At 69.5% G+C, this 15,627-nt stretch carries 14 protein-coding genes; 11 read left to right on the top strand and 3 right to left on the bottom strand.

Translation table 11 applies throughout. The annotated features are described in order from the left end of the window. Nucleotides 1–33: 33 nt before the first annotated feature. The 8 genes from JQX11_RS17375 to JQX11_RS17410 all read left to right on the top strand — a co-directional run bounded on the left by JQX11_RS17375 (nucleotide 34) and on the right by JQX11_RS17410 (nucleotide 8,997). Nucleotides 34–297: a DUF6244 family protein gene (locus JQX11_RS17375; protein WP_204926017.1), complete on the top strand. Its 264-nt coding sequence runs from the start codon at nucleotides 34–36 to the stop codon at nucleotides 295–297. 124 nt (nucleotides 298–421) lie between these two features. Continuing rightward, on the top strand, nucleotides 422–844 hold the full coding sequence (locus tag JQX11_RS17380; protein WP_204926018.1) for a hypothetical protein: 423 nt from the start codon (nucleotides 422–424) through the stop codon (nucleotides 842–844). Between the two features lie 87 nt (nucleotides 845–931). After that, complete coding sequence (locus JQX11_RS17385; protein WP_204926019.1) at nucleotides 932–1,129, top strand: hypothetical protein; 198 nt, start codon at nucleotides 932–934, stop codon at nucleotides 1,127–1,129. Next, nucleotides 1,113–1,841 (top strand): hypothetical protein, encoded by a 729-nt coding sequence (locus tag JQX11_RS17390; RefSeq protein ID WP_204926020.1) that lies wholly within the window; start codon nucleotides 1,113–1,115, stop codon nucleotides 1,839–1,841. The genes JQX11_RS17385 and JQX11_RS17390 overlap by 17 nt, the downstream gene beginning before the upstream one ends. A gap of 104 nt (nucleotides 1,842–1,945) precedes the next feature. Then, entirely contained in the window at nucleotides 1,946–5,437 is a 3,492-nt protein-coding gene (locus tag JQX11_RS33455) for a DEAD/DEAH box helicase family protein (protein WP_307826224.1), read from the top strand. Beyond that, nucleotides 5,434–6,978, top strand: a complete 1,545-nt coding sequence (locus JQX11_RS17400) for a restriction endonuclease subunit S (RefSeq protein WP_204926021.1) — start codon at nucleotides 5,434–5,436, stop codon at nucleotides 6,976–6,978. Before JQX11_RS33455 ends, JQX11_RS17400 begins: the two co-directional genes overlap by 4 nt. Then, nucleotides 6,975–8,474 (top strand): type I restriction-modification system subunit M, encoded by a 1,500-nt coding sequence (locus JQX11_RS17405; RefSeq protein WP_307826225.1) that lies wholly within the window; start codon nucleotides 6,975–6,977, stop codon nucleotides 8,472–8,474. Before JQX11_RS17400 ends, JQX11_RS17405 begins: the two co-directional genes overlap by 4 nt. A 187-nt stretch (nucleotides 8,475–8,661) precedes the next feature. After that, a complete protein-coding gene (locus tag JQX11_RS17410; RefSeq protein WP_204926022.1) occupies nucleotides 8,662–8,997 on the top strand; it encodes a DUF6204 family protein in 336 nt (111 codons plus the stop codon). Here the strand turns inward: JQX11_RS17410 and JQX11_RS32560 are convergent. Beyond that, nucleotides 8,969–9,418, bottom strand: coding sequence for a helix-turn-helix transcriptional regulator (locus JQX11_RS32560; RefSeq protein ID WP_232378077.1), 450 nt, complete (start codon nucleotides 9,416–9,418; stop codon nucleotides 8,969–8,971). The two genes, JQX11_RS17410 and JQX11_RS32560, sit on opposite strands and share 29 nt — an antisense overlap. 79 nt (nucleotides 9,419–9,497) lie before the next feature. Here JQX11_RS32560 and JQX11_RS17420 point away from each other — a divergent pair, with 79 nt between their 5' ends. Both JQX11_RS17420 and JQX11_RS17425 read left to right on the top strand, forming a co-directional pair. Then, nucleotides 9,498–9,689, top strand: coding sequence for a hypothetical protein (locus JQX11_RS17420; RefSeq protein WP_204926023.1), 192 nt, complete (start codon nucleotides 9,498–9,500; stop codon nucleotides 9,687–9,689). Further along, complete coding sequence (locus JQX11_RS17425; protein ID WP_232378078.1) at nucleotides 9,686–10,024, top strand: hypothetical protein; 339 nt, start codon at nucleotides 9,686–9,688, stop codon at nucleotides 10,022–10,024. Before JQX11_RS17420 ends, JQX11_RS17425 begins: the two co-directional genes overlap by 4 nt. Here JQX11_RS17425 and JQX11_RS17430 read toward each other — a convergent pair whose 3' ends face one another. Continuing rightward, nucleotides 10,025–12,667, bottom strand: a complete 2,643-nt coding sequence (locus JQX11_RS17430) for a hypothetical protein (protein ID WP_204926024.1) — start codon at nucleotides 12,665–12,667, stop codon at nucleotides 10,025–10,027. It abuts the gene before it with no gap. Nucleotides 12,668–12,861: 194 nt separating this feature from the next. Between JQX11_RS17430 and JQX11_RS17435 the strand changes: the two genes are divergently transcribed. Beyond that, the gene (locus JQX11_RS17435; protein ID WP_204926025.1) at nucleotides 12,862–14,358 is read left to right on the top strand and encodes a DUF3237 family protein; all 1,497 of its coding nucleotides are present in this window, start codon (nucleotides 12,862–12,864) and stop codon (nucleotides 14,356–14,358) included. Between the two features lie 90 nt (nucleotides 14,359–14,448). Here JQX11_RS17435 and JQX11_RS17440 read toward each other — a convergent pair whose 3' ends face one another. Continuing rightward, entirely contained in the window at nucleotides 14,449–15,399 is a 951-nt protein-coding gene (locus tag JQX11_RS17440; RefSeq protein ID WP_204926026.1) for an FAD-dependent oxidoreductase, read from the bottom strand. Nucleotides 15,400–15,627 lie beyond the last annotated feature (228 nt).

Below are 15,627 nucleotides of genomic sequence, written 5' to 3' on the forward strand. Positions count from 1 at the left end.
CCGTGGGAGGGCGACAGGGGCGGGGGAGTGCGGGTGAGTGCGGCGGAGATGATCGCCAAGCTGGCGGTGGCCGCGCAGAAGCTGGACGAGGCACGGGCCAAGACGGCGTCGGCCGCCCAGGACGCCGCCGAGGCGAGGGCCCTGGTCGCCGGGGCGTTGCAGGGCATCGCCGCCGGCCCGCTGATCGGCATGATCGACAACTACCGGCAGGCGCTCGACCAGGCCGTCCAGGGTGGCCAGCCGGCCCGGCAGCAGGTCGAGGAGACGATCGCCAAGGTACGCGCGCTGGGCAATTGAGCTGCGGAGTGACGATGCGGCTCCATCAGGCGGAATCGTGGTCACGGCCCCTTCGCGTGCCGACCCTTTCCGATGCGGACGGTCTGATGCACAAGCGGGAATCGACGATCGAGATGATGGGGTGATGGCGGTGGGCGGGCGCGACGGCGGCGAGCTAAACGGGTTCCATGTCGGGCGGGTGCCGGAGGGGGCCGGGGAACTGGTGTCGGACTTCACCTCCGAGTGGGAGGACGTCAGCTTCGCCACCCGGGTCTGGGAACGGGCCGTCGACGACGGCTACCGGGTGGACCTGCGGGTGCACGTGTTGCGTGGCGACCGGTTGACCGGTCCTGCGGAGCTGCGCGAATTCCTGACCGAATACCACGAGCGTGATCCCGAGGGTTGGTCCCTGACGGGGTTCGACCATGGCGAAGGTGCCGGGTTCGTCGGTGAGGGCGAGGCATTCTGGCTGGTCCAGCCAGGCATCGCCGTCGACGTGCTGGTCGACGTGGAGCGGTTCGGTGGTGAACTCCTCCCGATCGCAGAATCGATCATCACTGTCCGCTAGTTTGCGATGACGTGGGGTGGAGATTTGGTCGTCGCGTCGATAGCATGAGGGCGTCCAGCAGGCTCGATTCGTGCTTGGGAGGCCCCGGTGACCACCGCCCCGACGCAGATGCCCGGCCCTGTCGTCGTCGAGCTCAGTCAGGCGGAATGGCAGGCAGCGGTGAGTCGGGCGCTGGACAAGCTGCATCTCACCTATCAGCAACTCGCAGAGATGGCCCGCACCAGGGATTTCAGCTCCCTTGAGGCGCAGAAGCTGTGGATGTCCATCGGTGACTCGCAGCCGTAACGGCCTTACGCCCCAGGCCAGGCAATTCGCGGACACTTTGCAGGCGTTGCTCAACAGGACGGTCTGTGACCATGCGCGGATCGGGGCCAAGATCACGCCTGAGCAGGCGGTCGTCGGCACCCGGTTGGAGGCGTTGACGTCCACGCCGGTGCGGATGCGCTCGGCCGGCGACACGAACATCTGGATCGATGTGCAGTGCTACCTGTCCTTGGATGGCGACGAGGGCAGGTTTCTCACTGTTCAAGGGTCCGTCTGTGGCCTCTATCTCGGTGACGATCCGCCGGATCTGCTGCTGCATTACGACTTCGAGCGCGAGAAGGACCGCTACACCGAAGCCCATATCCAGGTGTGCGCCGCGCATCCGACGCTCGAACGCCTCCTAGCTGAGCTGGGGCGCAAGCCCACGAACGGGCTTCAAAAGATCCATCTACCGGTGGGCGGCCGACGTTTCCGCCCTGCGCTCGAAGACCTGCTCGAATGCCTGATCGTCGAAGGCCTGGTCAGGCCCAAGCCTGGCTGGCAGGAGGTGCTCGACAGGACCCGCATCGACTACCGGCGCAAACAGATTGCTGCCGTGGTGCGGCGGAACACCGGCACTGCCCAGGCCGAGTTGGAGCGGCTCGGCTACCAGGTCGTTCCGCCCGACGACCAACGCCTCAGGGCGCAGATCGCCCGCCTGATCGCGCGTAAGCCCCGCCGCGATGACAACTGACGTCCGTCCGGCGTTGTCGGATACCCGATAACGCTTCGGGTTCCGAAGATGTACGCCCGTTCATATCCTGACGTGTTCACCGTCGGCTATGGACGTGGAGAGTCGTGGACCATCGACAGGTACGCCGCCTCGCGGAGCAGTCTGCCAACTTCGGGTTCCTGGTGGAGCATCCGTTGCTGGTCTGGTACGGCGCGGGGGCGGAACTGCTCGTCTACGTCGACGCCCAGGCGGCCATGTTCAAGGCCCGCGCGTTCGGCGACGTCCTGGCGCGTGACCTGGTCCGGCGCACCCAGGTCACGCCGGCGAAGGACACGTTCTTCCACCAGGTGCAGGCGCTGCACGCCTCCGGTGCCGTCACCGCCAAGGTCTACGCCGCCTTCGACCGTCTGCGCGACACCGGCAACCGGGCCGTCCACGACCACCTCGGTGAGGTCCGCGCGGCGCTGGATCTGCTGCGGACCTGCTTCGAGCTGGGAGTCTGGTATCACCGGGCGTTGACCGACGACCGGTCGCCGATCGGGTTCGTGCCGCCCACCCCGCCACCGGCCCAGGTGCCGGCGTCGATCGCCGAGGGGCTGCGGGCCGAGATCGAACGGTACAAGCAGGAGCTTGCCGAGACGAAGCTGCTGCTGGACGGGCAACCCTCGCTGGCGGTGGCCCAGGCCGCCGCGACCGTCGCCGCCGAGCAGGCTGTGCGGGACGCCGACGCCCGACGTCCGCAGGCCGCCGCGTTGGTCGCCAGTCTCGAACCGGCGGCGGAGGCGGCGCAGCAGGCGTTCGACAGTGCGCAGCCGGTGAAGGTGTCCGCCGCGAAGCGCGAGGACTTCATCGCCCGCGCCCGCCGTGCCTCCCACGAGCCGCTGAACGAGGTGCAGACCCGGGTCGAGATCGACCGGCAGCTCACCGCCGCCGGGTGGCAGGTCCAGGACCAGAACCAGCTCAACCTCTACGCGGGCAGCGGCGTCGCGGTGCGCGAGGTGACCCTGGCGACGGGTCGGGCCGACTACCTGCTCTACGTCGACCAGCGCCTCGTCGGGGTGATCGAGGCCAAGCGGGAGGGCACCGCCCCGCGCGGGGTGGAGGCGCAGCTCGACCGCTACCTCAACGGGCTGACCGCCGAGCAGCGGCTCAGCGCCTGGCGGCGGGAGGCGGCGCTGCCGTTCGGGTACGTCGCCACCGGCACCGAAACCGCGTTCGTCAACCAACTCGACCCGTTTCCGCGTACCCGGGAGGTGTTCGCGTTCCATCGGCCGGAGACGCTCGCCCGGTGGATGCGGGAGGCCGACGACGAGCCGGCCGCGCCGACGTTACGGGCCCGGCTGCGCCGGATGCCGGCGCTGGACCGGCTGGGCCTGCGCCCAGCGCAGATCGACGCGGTCGAGGGCCTGGAACGCTCACTGGCCGACGCCCGGCCCCGGGCGTTGATCCAGATGGCCACCGGGGCGGGCAAGACGTTCACGGCGGTCACCAGCAGCTACCGGCTGCTCAAGTACGCCCGCGCCCGCCGCATCCTGTTCCTGGTCGACCGGAACAACCTCGGCAAGCAGACCCTACGGGAGTACGCCGGCTACCAGACCCCCGACGACGGGCGGAAGTTCACCGAGCTGTACACGGTGGACCGGCTCTCCGGCGGCGGCCTGCTCGACTCGTCGACCGTGGTGATCTCCACGATCCAGCGCCTGTACGGGGCGTTGCGCGGCGACGAGCTGCCCGACGTCGACCTGGACGACCAGGCGTACGACAGCTACGACCTGGGCTCCCCGGCCGAGGTGGGCTACAACCCGCAGTTGCCGCCGGAGACGTTCGACCTGATCGTGGTCGACGAGTGCCACCGCTCGATCTACGGCAAGTGGCGGGCGGTCATCGAGTACTTCGACGCCTTCGTGGTGGGGCTGACCGCAACGCCGGTGAAGCAGACCCTCGGCTTCTTCCAGCAGAACCTCGTCTCGGAATACACCTACGAGCAGGCCGTCGCCGACGGGGTGAACGTCAACTTCGACGTCTACCGGATCAGGACCGAGATCACCGAAGGCGGGCAGAAGATCGAGGCCGGCACCGTCGTGCCGCTGCGCGACCGCCGCACCCGCGCCGAGCGCTACCAGGAGCTTGAGGACGACTTCACGTACGCGGGCCGCCAGGTCGGCCGGTCGGTGATCTCGAAGGGGCAGTTACGGCTGGTGCTGGAGACGTTCCGCGAGCGGCTGTTCACCGAGATCTTCCCCGGCCGTTCCACGGTGCCCAAGACGCTGATCTTCGCGTGCGACGACAACCACGCCGAGGAGATCGTCACCATGGTCCGGGAGGTGTTCGGGCGCGGCAACCAGTTCGCCAGGAAGATCACCTATTCCTCCCGGCGCGACGGCGACAACCCAGACACCCTCATCCAGGCGTTCCGCAACAGCCCGGAGATGCGGGTCGCGGTCACCGTCGACATGATCGCCACCGGCACCGACGTACGGCCGCTGGAGTGTGTGTTCTTCCTCCGGCCGGTGCGTAGCGCCACCTACTTCGAGCAGATGAAGGGGCGTGGGGCGCGCACCATCGACCCGGCCGACTTCCAGTCCGTCACCCCCGACGCCCAGGTGAAGGACCGGTTCGTCATCGTCGACGCGGTAGGCGTCACCGAAGCCGACCTGGACGAGGCGGTGCCGCTGCAACGGCACAGCGAACAGCAGATCTCGTTGCGCGACCTGCTGCGCAAGGCCGGCACGCTGACGGCCGACGCCAACGAGGTGGCCACCCTCGCGTCCCGGCTGTCCCGCCTCGACCGGCAGCTCACCGACGACGAACGCGCCGAGCTGGCCGAGCTGGGCGGGCAGGAACTCCGGAGCATCGTCCGGGGCCTGGTCGACGCCGTCGCCCCCGAACAACTCAACCCGGCCACCCAGGCCGGGCCGGAGGCCGTCCGCGACCTGCTGGCCGGGGCGCTGCGCCCGCTCGCCGCGAATCCGCAGCTCCGCGACCGCATCCTGGAGATCCGCCGCGCCCACGACATCACCATCGACGAGGTCAACGTCGACACACTGCTGTCGGCGGCCGGGGTGCCCGCCGCCGAACGCGCCCAGGTGACCGTGCGGAGCTGGCACGACTACCTGGACCAGCACCGCGACGAGATCACCGCCTTGCAGGTGTTCTATGAGGGTAGGGGCCGGGTCAGCTACGACCAGCTCAAGGAGCTGGCGGCGCGGATCGCCAGGCCCCCGCAGGCGTGGACGCCGGATTCGCTGTGGCAGGCGTACGTGCAGCTCGGCCGCACCGTCGAGCAGGCCGGGCCGCGCGGGGTGACCGACCTGGTCGCCCTGATCCGCTACGAACTGGGCCACGACCAGGAACTACGTCCATTTCGTACGACCACAGAGGAGCGTTTCCGTGGGTGGCTGCTGCGGCAACGGCAGGCGGGCGCTACCTTCACTGCCGATCAGGTGTGGTGGCTGGAGAGGATCAGGGACGTGATAGCGGTCAGCGTGGAGATCACCCCCGACGACCTGGAAGGGGCACCCTTCACCGAACGCGGCGGCATCGACGGCTACGCGGGCGCCTTCGGCAACCGCGCCGAACCCCTCCTCACCGAACTCAACCAGGAGCTGTCCGCGTGACCGACTTGCCACCTGGTTGGGAATGGTGCACGCTCGGCGATCTGGTGACGCGCATCGAAGCCGGAAAATCGTTCACGTGTCATCCGCGTCCGGCCCGCGATGATGAGTGGGGTGTACTCAAGGTCAGCGCGATGACCTGGGGTGAGTTCCGGGAGCAGGAGAACAAAGCGGTTCCCGAAGGTCGGGAGTTCGATCCGAGGTATGAGGTTCGGCCGGGGGACATCCTCGTGAGCCGCGCGAACACGGAACAGTATGTGGGCGCTCCGGTCCTGGTCCGAAAATGCCGTCCCCGGTTGCTGCTCAGCGACAAGAGTCTACGGTTGATTCCGTCTCCCGAGATCGATTCGGCCTGGCTGCTTCGGGTTCTTTCCTCGCCGTCGATCAGGCGTCAGATCTCCACCCGGGCCAGTGGTCAGCAGGACTCGATGCGGAACATCTCCCAACAAGCGCTCCTTTCGTTGGAGTTGCCGGTCCCACCCCGCGCCGAGCAGTGCCGCATCGTCGCTGCCCTCGACGAACACATGCTGCATTTGCGGGCTGCGGAGGTCAGTCTGGTTCAGGGGGTGGGGCGATCTGTTCAGCTCAAGGCTGCTGTTCTGGGAAGTGCTATCGCCGGCCGGCTCTCGGATTTCGAAGAGACTGCACATGTGGTTGAGTATCAGCGGGGGCAGATGCTGGAATTGCGGCGTGAGATCTTCCGGGGTGCCCGGCGCGGCAGGCCCGATCCGTCGCCAGTTGCTGCCGGTCACGGCCTCGATCTCCCAGAGCGCTGGGCCATCATGTCAATGGAGGAGTTGACCCACCCGGTCAGAACTATCTCTTACGGGATATTGAAGCCTGGCCCCAATATCCCCGACGGTGTTCCTTATGTACGTGTCGTCAACATGAGGAATGATGAAATTTCGTCGGAAGATCTACACAGGACGTCGGTGGATATCGACAGGCAGTATTCAAGGGCCCGGCTCGCTGCTGATGATGTGTTGATATCTATCCGGGGCACTTATGGTCGCATCGTAAAAGTGACCCCAGGTTTGGCTGGTGCGAACATCACCCAGGATTCGGCTCGCCTGAGTTTTTTGGAGGGTGTGGATCCGGACTTCGCATGCATTTATCTGCGGAGTCCTCAGGTGCAACGATACTTGAAGAAAATCGCTAGGGGTGTTGCGGTCAAGGGTGTCAATATAGGTGATTTGCGGCAGATGCCGTTTCCGCTGCCGAACCTTTCTGAGCAAATCGCCATCGTGCAGAGGGTTGATGAGTTGCTGGCGATGCAGAAGATAGCGGAAGAGACTGTTCGATCTGGCCTGGTGAAGGCTAAGAGTCTGCATCGCTCGCTGTTGGCGGAGGCATTTGCGGGGCGACTCGTGCCGCAGGACCCGAACGACGAGCCGGCCTCCGAACTGCTCGCCCGGATCAGGGCCGAGCGGGCGGCCACCATCCCGAAGCAGCGGACGCGCGCCCGGCGTACCCCGAAGGAGTTGGCGGCACCGCCGACCAGGGTGACCGGCGACGACTACCAGCAGGAGACCTTGCCACTGTGAGCACTGTGGATTCGCGCCGTCTGGTGCAGAAGCTCTGGAACTACTGCGACGTGCTGCGCGACGACGGCGTGTCGACCATCGACTACGTCGAACAGTTGACGTACCTGCTGTTCCTCAAGATGGCCGACGAGCGGGCCAGGCGGACGTTCCGGCCGGAGCAGATCGTGCCCGCCGAGCTGAGCTGGCAGACCCTGCTGGACGCCGAGGGCGACGACCTGGAGGTGCAGTACCGGCACATCCTCACCGGGTTGGCCCGGGAGGGCGGCACCCTCGGCACGATCTTCCGCAAGGCGCAGAACAAGATCCAGGACCCGGCGAAGCTCAAGCGGCTGATCGTCGACCTGATCGACAAGCAGGAGTGGTCGGGCACCGGGGTCGACGTCAAGGGCGACGCCTACGAGGAGTTGCTGGCCAAGGGCGCGGAGGACGCGAAATCCGGCGCCGGGCAGTACTTCACCCCGCGTGCGTTGACCGTCGCGATGGTCGACTGCATGCTGCCCACCCCCGACGACACGATCACCGACCCGGCCTGCGGCACCGGCGGTTTCCTGCTCGCCGCCTATGACCACATCCAGCGTCACCACGGCAGCACCCTCACCCCCGACCAGCGGCGACGGCTCGCGGGCGGCGCGATCACCGGCACCGAGCTGGTCGACGGCACCGCCCGCCTGGCCGCGATGAACATGCTGCTGCACGGCATCGGCACCCCCAACGGCCCGTCGCTGATTGCCGTGCGCGACGCCCTCGGCCGGGAGCCTGACCAGCGGGTCAGCCTGGTACTCGCCAACCCGCCGTTCGGGCGCAGCTCGTCGATCCGGATGGTGGGGGAGGACGGCCGGTCCTCCCGCGAGGAACGCGAGATCGAACGCAACGACTTCTGGGCCACCACCGCCAACAAGCAGCTCAACTTCGTCCAGCACATCGCCGCACTGCTGGAGATCGACGGCCGGGCGGCCGTCGTCCTGCCCGACAACGTGCTGTTCGAGGGCGGCGCGGGGGAAACCATCCGCCGCCGGCTGCTCAAGCAGTACGACCTGCACACCATGCTGCGCCTGCCCACCGGCATCTTCTACGCCGGTGGCGTCAAGGCCAACGTGCTGTTCTTCGAGCGTAAGCGTGCCCGCGAGGAACCCTGGACCCAGAACCTCTGGGTGTACGACTTCCGCACCAACCAGCACTTCACCCTCAAGCAGAACCCGCTGCGCCGCGAACACCTCCAGGACTTCGTCGACTGCTATCTGCCCGGCAAGGACCGCGCCGAGCGGGTGGAGACCGAATGTTTCCGCCCCTTCCCGTACGACGAGTTGATCGCCCGCGACAAGGTGAACCTGGACATCACCTGGCTCAAGGACGCCTCCCTGGAGGACGCCGACGCGCTGCTGCCACCCGAGGTGATCGCCCAGGAGATCGTCGAGGACCTCCAGGCGGCCCTACGCGAGTTCGCCGCCATCGCCGAAGCCCTAGGTGCGACAGGCTCCCGGGTCGACACCGACTGAGCAGTGGAGGCACATCGCTGGGGAAAAGTGCAGGCGTGCCGGCGGCCATCCCGGTAGGGTCGCCAGCGCGTGCCGTACCGGCCGGTCGGGTGGCGGGGCGTCCCGTGACCTACCCGTCTTCCTTCCGGTCACCGCCAGCCCGCCGTTCCGATGTCGTCGTGCTCAGCCGGAGCCGGAGGTCCCCACCATGGCCGAAAAGACCTATCAAGTCATCGTGCGCGGTAGGTTCGCGCCGCTCGGCGACGCGCAGCGTGCCGCGCTGCTCGCCAGGGCGGACGAGCACGATGTGTTCCAGGCGAAGTTCACCGAAGAGGGCACCGTGACCTATGAGCGTTCCCTGCTCGGGTTCACCTTCCGCTGCCTGGTCCCGGCCACCCGGGAGGAGGCGGAAGCGGTGGTGATCGGTAGGGCGGAAGCGCTGGCCGCCACCGCCGTCGCGGAACTCGGTGCCGGCCACCGGGACCTCACGTCGGTCGCCACCGACCTCGACGACATCAAGATTCGCCACCGCACACGGTCGTAACGGCCGGCCAGCCCTCAACGGCGTCGCCACGCGGCGAGCTGCTGTCTCCTTCGTGGAGACTTGTTGCGCCCAGGGCGACAACAACTCTCCACAAACCTGGGCTGGTTGTCGGTGTGGGCTCCGGTGACCCCACCCAGGAGCAGATTGCCGACCGCCGGGGGTGGCAGAGGTGCGCGTCTCGTACGCGCTCCAGCAGGGCGGCCGGTTTCTCCGGGGTGTCGTCCTCAGTGGGGCGCGGGGGCCGGTGCTTCGTGATCCACTCTTCGACGTCCACGGCCAGCCACACCTTCATGCCGCGCAGCTCCTGGTAGGGGCGCGGGAAGGTGGGATGCCGGGTGAGCTGCTGGAACCGCTGCCGCGAGACACCCATCCGCCGGGCGATCTCGTAGGGACCCATCAGCATCGCCGGGTCACGATTCATGTGGCTGACGGTAGCGACGTGCTGACTTTCCGATCGGCTATTGCCATCTGACTAAATCTCCACCAGGGACCGTGTCGGTATGTCACGACGAGTGTCCTACCACGAGTATCTGCTTGCTACGGCGATGACGTTGGCGCGGCGGCACCGGCCGGCGTGGTCGTGGCGGCGGTGGCGGTTCGTCTGCCGCTGCGGCAGCGAGATGCCCTGCCGCTACCGGCACCGCATCCCGATCAACCAGCGGCACTGGCCGAGCCAGGACGGGCCGCGATGATCGAGCTACGGGCCGGGGTGCTCATCCAGGTGACGCGGAAGGCGAGCCCGCAGTTCGTCAGGCCGATCCTGTTCCGCCTGATCCGGGTCCGCACCGAGTGGATCACGTACGACGGGTGGGCCTGGCTCGACGGCTACCAGATCGACGCCAAGGGCGACGCGGTGGCCCGCCGCTCGATCTACGTCCAGCCCGCCGGACTCCTGCCACCCGAGCCCACCCCGACCCGCCGTCCCGCCCCCGCTTCCCGTCCCGCTCCCGCCTCCCGGCGTGTTCCTCCGACCCGACCGCACGCCCGTGACATCCTGGGTGACAAGGCTGTCGACGAGCTGCCGTGATCATTCCTCCGCATCGGGGAGAGGTGCGTTCCCATCGGGTCCGGCAGCCGCACGGTACAACCGGTCAAGGGTGCGTCTGGCTGATTGACGGCGTCCCTCGAACGTCGTCGGCGCCGCAGCCGCGAGTTCGTCGAAGTAGCGGACCCCTTCGGCGGTCAAGGCGATGACCTCGTCGGTCACGGTGCCAGCCATGAGCCCGATGTAGCCGACATTCCAGAGTGATGTCGCGAGGGCGGGGAGGTGGGCGTCGCGGTTGGTGGTGGTGAGTTCGTGGAAGAGGTTGACGGCTTCGTGGCTGGTGGTGAGTGCGTCGGTGTGTTGTCCGGCTTGGGCGAGTCGGAGGGCATGGTTGTTGAGGGATGCGGCGAGGGCGGGGAGGTGGGCGTCGCGGTTGGTGGTGGTGAGTTCGTGATAGAGGTTGACGGCTTCGTGGCTGGTGGTGAGTGCGTCGGTGTGTTGTCCGGCTTGGGTGAGTAGGAGGGCGTGGTTGTAGAGCGAAAGCGCGAGGCCGGGCAGGTAGGCGTCGCGGTTGGTGGTGGTGAGTTCGCGGTGGAGGTTGACGGCTTCGTGGCTGGTGGTGAGTGCGTCGGTGTGTTGTGCGGCTTGGGCCAGTCGGAGGGCATGGTTGTTGAGGGATACGGCGAGGCCGGGCAGGTAGGCGTCGCGGTTGGTGGTGGTGAGTTCGCGGTGGAGGTTGACGGCTTCGTGGCTGGTGGTGAGTGCGTCGGTGTGTCGTCCGGCGTCGGCGAGTCGGATCGCGTGATTGCTGAGCGACATGGCGAGGTCGGGGAGGTGGGCGTCGCGGTTGGTGGTGGTGAGTTCGCGGTGGAGGTTGACGGCTTCGTGGCTGGTGGTGAGTGCTTCGGTGTGTTGTGCGGCTTCGGCGAGTCGGATTGCGTGGTTGTTGAGCGATATGGCGAGGGCGGGGAGGTGGGCGTCGCGGTTGGTGGTGGTGAGCTGTTGGTAGAGGTTGATGGTTTCCCGGCTGGTGGTGAGTGCTTCGGATCGTCGCCCGACGTCGGCTAGGCGTAGGGCGTGTTCGCCCATCCAGCGAGCCTGATCCCCGGGCGGGGTGTCCGGGGTGAAACCGGCGACGATGCGGGTCGTCAGCGCCACCGCCAGCCGCCCCAACTCCGTCGACGGGTACGGCACGAGCTTGGCGACCCGCCGTGCCCACCCGAGATCGATCTCCGCGTCCGCCAGCAGCCGCACCGCACCCGGCGTGAACACCCCCGGGAACTGCACCCCGACCTGGATCACCGCCTCGACCATCCGGGGCACGTCCACCCCCAACGCCACCTCGATCAGCGCCCCCGCGTCGGCCTGGTGCGTCCTCGCCCGGCCGAGCACGGTCAGCGCCCGTACCGCTTGCGCCACCGTCAGGCCGGTGAAAACCCGCACCCGCTCGGCGGCCGGGTAGTCGATCAGCACCCGCACCGCCAGCGTCTCCGCCAGCAGGTCGGGCTGCACCACGCCGAGCCCGGTGCCGTCGGCGGCCGGATAGAGGTCGGCCAGCCACGCCGCGTACCGGTCCACCCGTTCCGGCCCGGCGTCCACCAGCGCGGGCACCCGCCGGACCAGGCCGGCGACCTCGTCCGGGCCGTCCGCGCCGAGCAGCGCCGCCACCCCGACCACCTGCCGCAGCAGCGCGTCGGACGCCGGGTCGTCGGCGGTCAGCAGGCCCGCCCGGCGGGCCGCGAACCGCCAGTAGCGGGCCTCGTGCCCCAGCACCTCGGTCAGCACGTCGTACCGGCCGTGCCGGGGTTGCCCGTCCAGGACGGTCAGCAGCGCCTCGGCGTGCAGGCGCAGCACCGGCGTGTCCGCCGGGCGGTGCCGCGCCTCGACCGCCGGCACCGGCCACCCCAGGTGGGCGGCGAAGTCCCGCGCCGCGAGGGCGACGATCTCGTCGGGTGTGCTCTCCTCGATCCGGGCCGGCAGCTCCACCACCTGCGACCGGCCGGTCAGCGCGTCGAGCAGTTGCGCCTGCTGCGGGTACGCCGCCGACAGCGTCTCCCACCACAGCCCGGCCCCCCGGGCGATGAGCAGCACCCGCACCCCGGTGGCCCGCTGCGCCGCGCAGACCAGCGCTGCCACGCCGGCCCGGTCCCGCGTCTCGGCGTAGTCGACCACCACGAGCAACCGCGACGGTACGCCGCCCGAGGCGATCAGGGCGGCCGTCTGCTCCTCCGCCCCGGCATGGATCCACTCGCACCGCCAACCGGGCAGCCGGCCGGCGAACTCCCGGGCCAGCCGGGTCTTGCCCACCCCTCCCGCGCCGGTCAGCAGCCGTACCGCCACCGCGTCGGGGTCGGTCGCCCAGGATTCCAGCTGGCGCAGCACCCAGCCGCGACCGAGGAAGTCGACCACCTCCCGGCCGGGGTGCAGCAGCCAGGCCACCGACGCCGGCAGTTCGGCCGACGTCACCACGCGTAGCGCGTCCTCGCCGCGCCGCCGGGCCTCCCGCTTCGCCGCCAGTCGGTCGGCCACCGTCGGCCCGAAGCCACCGACCACCCCGGCGGCGGCAGCGGAGACGACCGTCCAGCCGGTCTTGTCGTCGGCGACCGCCGCCCAGGCCCCGAACCCGGCGACCACGCTCGGGATGCCCGCCCACCACGCATGCCGACGCCAGGCACCCCGATCCATGCGCGACACCCTACCGAGGGTCACCGACAGGACACGAAACGATCTTCACGGGTGCCGGGGCGGGCGCATTGCCGGCGGGGAGTCGACGACAAGCAATCGAGAAGCATCGATTGACAGAAGTTTGTCCGATCGGGACACTCGATGAAACATAACCGTGCGTGCAAGGCGTGGCGCTGCCGCTCCGGGAGGACCAGATGAGGCTCGTACACCGGCGGCCCCTGTTCGCGGGAGCGCTCGCCGCCGCCACCCTGGTCGGCGTCGTCGGGGTCGCGACGGCGGCCTCCGCCGCCACCGGCTGCCGGGTGACCTACACCGTCACCAGCCAGTGGACCGGCGGCTTCGGGGCCAACGTCGCGATCACCAACCTCGGCGACCCGATCAACGGCTGGCAGCTCACCTGGTCGTTCACCGCCGGCCAGCAGGTCACCCAGTACTGGAACGGCACCGCCAGTCAGAACGGCGGCCGGGTCACCGTCGGCAACACCACCTGGAACGCGGCGCTCGGCACCGGGGCGAGCACGTCGTTCGGGTTCAACGGCTCGTGGAACAACGTCAGCAACCCGGCACCTACCGACTTCGCGCTCAACGGCACCCCCTGCACCGGCAGCACCACGCCCACGACACCGACCACGCCCACCCCGGGCACCCCGCCCCCGACCACGCCGCCACCCACCCCGACCACCCCGCCGCCGACCACCCCGGCACCGACCACCCCACCACCACCCACCCCGAGCACCACCCCGAGCGGCGCGGAGGCGACCATCGTGCCCGACCCGTCCTGGACCTGCGGCCGGTCCACCGGCCTCGTGCCCCCGACCCGTGGCCGGCTGGTGTTCCGGGCGACCGCCCAACTCGGCGCGATCCGCGACGTCGGCGTCACCCAGTACGGCCACCGCCGCATCCTCGACATCCGGGGCGGCACGGTCACCGGCGACCGGATCAATGGCAGCATCCTCACCGGTGGCCTCGACCTCGAACTCACCCTCGGCACCGGCGCGACCGAGCTGGAACAGGTCGCCATCCTGCGCACCGGCGACGGCACCCCGATCTACCTGCGCACCTGCGGGGTCGCGCCGGCCGGCGACTCCACCGTGCGGATCGTGCCCGACTTCGAGGCCCCGAACTCCAGCGCGTACGCCTGGTTGAACACCGGCACCTACGTCGGCACCCGGACCGTCGACACCGCGACCAACATCCTGAACCTGGCCGTGTACGACGTCGCCGGAGTGTCCCCGGCCGACCCGCGCGTGCAGCTACGGGACCCGGCCGGGACGGCCAACCAGTCGTGGGACTGCCTGACCGGCAGCGGCACCCGGGGCGCGGCGGTGTTCACCGAGACCGTCACGCTCGGGGCCAGCGTCTCGGTCGGGGCCAGCAAGCGCGGCACCCGCAACATCATCCCCATCACCGGCGGCACCGTGACCGGCCGGGTGACCGGGACCGTCCTGCCCGGCGGGGCTGACTACCAGCTCATCGGCGCGACCAGCACGCTGGACGCCCGGTACGTGCTGTCCACCAACGACCGGGAGCTGATCCTGGTCCGCAACTGCGGGGCGTTCGGTCGCCTGGTGCCGACGTTCGAGGCCCGCGCCGCTGGCCCGTACGCCTTCCTCAACGCCAACACCTGGCTCAGTTCCGACCCGGGTTCCGCCCCGGGCGGCGTGAGCATCACCTTCTACGAACGCCGATGACGTGGGGGAGGGGGCCCGCCCTCCACCCCGGCACCCGGCCCCGCCCCACGGTCCCGAGGGGCGGGGCCGGGGTGCGTCCGGCCCGGCCGGTCAGCCGGACAGTGCCAGCCCGGCCACCTCGTCGGCGCAGCCCCAGGACAGGGTCACCCCGGCGCCCCCGTGGCCGTAGGCGTGCACCAGTCGCTGCCCCGGGGCCGGCCCGGCCTGCACCGCCACCCGGGGGCCGCCGTGCCGGGCCGGCCGCAACCCGACCCGTACCCCGAGCACGGGTGCGTCGGCCAACTCCGGCACCAGCGCCACGCACCGGGCCCGGACCGCCGTCGCGGTGGCCGGGTCGGGGCCGGTGTCCCACCGGTCCGGTTCGGCGGTGCCGCCGAGCACCACGTCGTGCCGGCGCGGGTGCACGTAGGTGATGCCGGCCGGGTTCTCCTCGTCGCGTACCGAGGTGGTCAGGCCCGGGTTCGCCACCAGCACCAGCAGCCCGCGTACCGGGTGCACCGCCGGGTCGCGGGCGAGCCGCCCGGCGGCCAGTCCGGTGGCGTTGACCACCGTCGGGGCCAGCGCGAAGCCGTCGTCGAGCCGCGCCAGCCGCCCGGTCACGATCCGGCCGCCGGCCGCCGTGAACCGGGCGACCAGCCAGTCCAGGTACGGCGACATCTCCACCGTCGGCGCGGTGAACCGCAACTCGGTGGCGTACGGTCCGGAGCCGGGGTGGGCGGCCAGGTCACCGGCCGCCGCCGCCCACCACGGCGGGCCGGTCCACGGACGGCGTAGCAGCATCCGCGTCGGCCGGGCCACCACCCCGGGCACCCCGGCCTCGGCCTGCCGGCCCAGTTCCGTGTACGTCCCGGCGGCCCAGCGCAGCACCCGGGGGTCGGCGTCGGTGTGGCTGGGGTACCAGACGGCGGCGGCGACCGCCGACACCGTGTCGCCGGGCGGGTCGGCGGTCAGCAGGGTCACCCGCGCGCCGCGCTCCCGCAGCCGTACCGCCGCCGTCAGCCCGATGATCCCGCCCCCGACCACCAGCACGTCCGTGTCCATCGTCGACCTCCCCGCCGGTGCCGCCCGTAGGTAGGGGTGGCCGGACCCGGATCGTCTCTCCGACCGGCCCGACGGGTCCACGACGGAAATGGCACCGGAGCCGTCGGCGGACAGATATCCGACAGTTATTCGGAAAGCCGATCTCCGGTGGGAAATGGGATCGCGGACGGTATTCGTCATCGGTAATGTCCAGCGGCGTCGAATTCCGCCACCTGCGGAGTCGACCGA

Source organism: Micromonospora humida (assembly GCF_016901255.1).
GTDB classification, from domain to species: Bacteria; Actinomycetota; Actinomycetes; order Mycobacteriales; family Micromonosporaceae; genus Micromonospora; species Micromonospora wenchangensis.

What these genes read in the sequence shown, in the direction of transcription:
- JQX11_RS17380 (WP_204926018.1), top strand. Translation starts at nt 422, where the DNA reads ATGGCGGTGGGCGGGCGCGACGGCGGCGAGCTAAACGGGTTCCATGTC.
- JQX11_RS17410 (WP_204926022.1), top strand. Translation starts at nt 8,662, where the DNA reads ATGGCCGAAAAGACCTATCAAGTCATCGTGCGCGGTAGGTTCGCGCCG.
- JQX11_RS32560 (WP_232378077.1), bottom strand. Translation starts at nt 9,418, where the DNA reads ATGAATCGTGACCCGGCGATGCTGATGGGTCCCTACGAGATCGCCCGG.
- JQX11_RS17420 (WP_204926023.1), top strand. Translation starts at nt 9,498, where the DNA reads ATGTCACGACGAGTGTCCTACCACGAGTATCTGCTTGCTACGGCGATG.
- JQX11_RS17425 (WP_232378078.1), top strand. Translation starts at nt 9,686, where the DNA reads ATGATCGAGCTACGGGCCGGGGTGCTCATCCAGGTGACGCGGAAGGCG.
- JQX11_RS17430 (WP_204926024.1), bottom strand. Translation starts at nt 12,667, where the DNA reads ATGGATCGGGGTGCCTGGCGTCGGCATGCGTGGTGGGCGGGCATCCCG.
- JQX11_RS17435 (WP_204926025.1), top strand. Translation starts at nt 12,862, where the DNA reads ATGAGGCTCGTACACCGGCGGCCCCTGTTCGCGGGAGCGCTCGCCGCC.
- JQX11_RS17440 (WP_204926026.1), bottom strand. Translation starts at nt 15,399, where the DNA reads ATGGACACGGACGTGCTGGTGGTCGGGGGCGGGATCATCGGGCTGACG.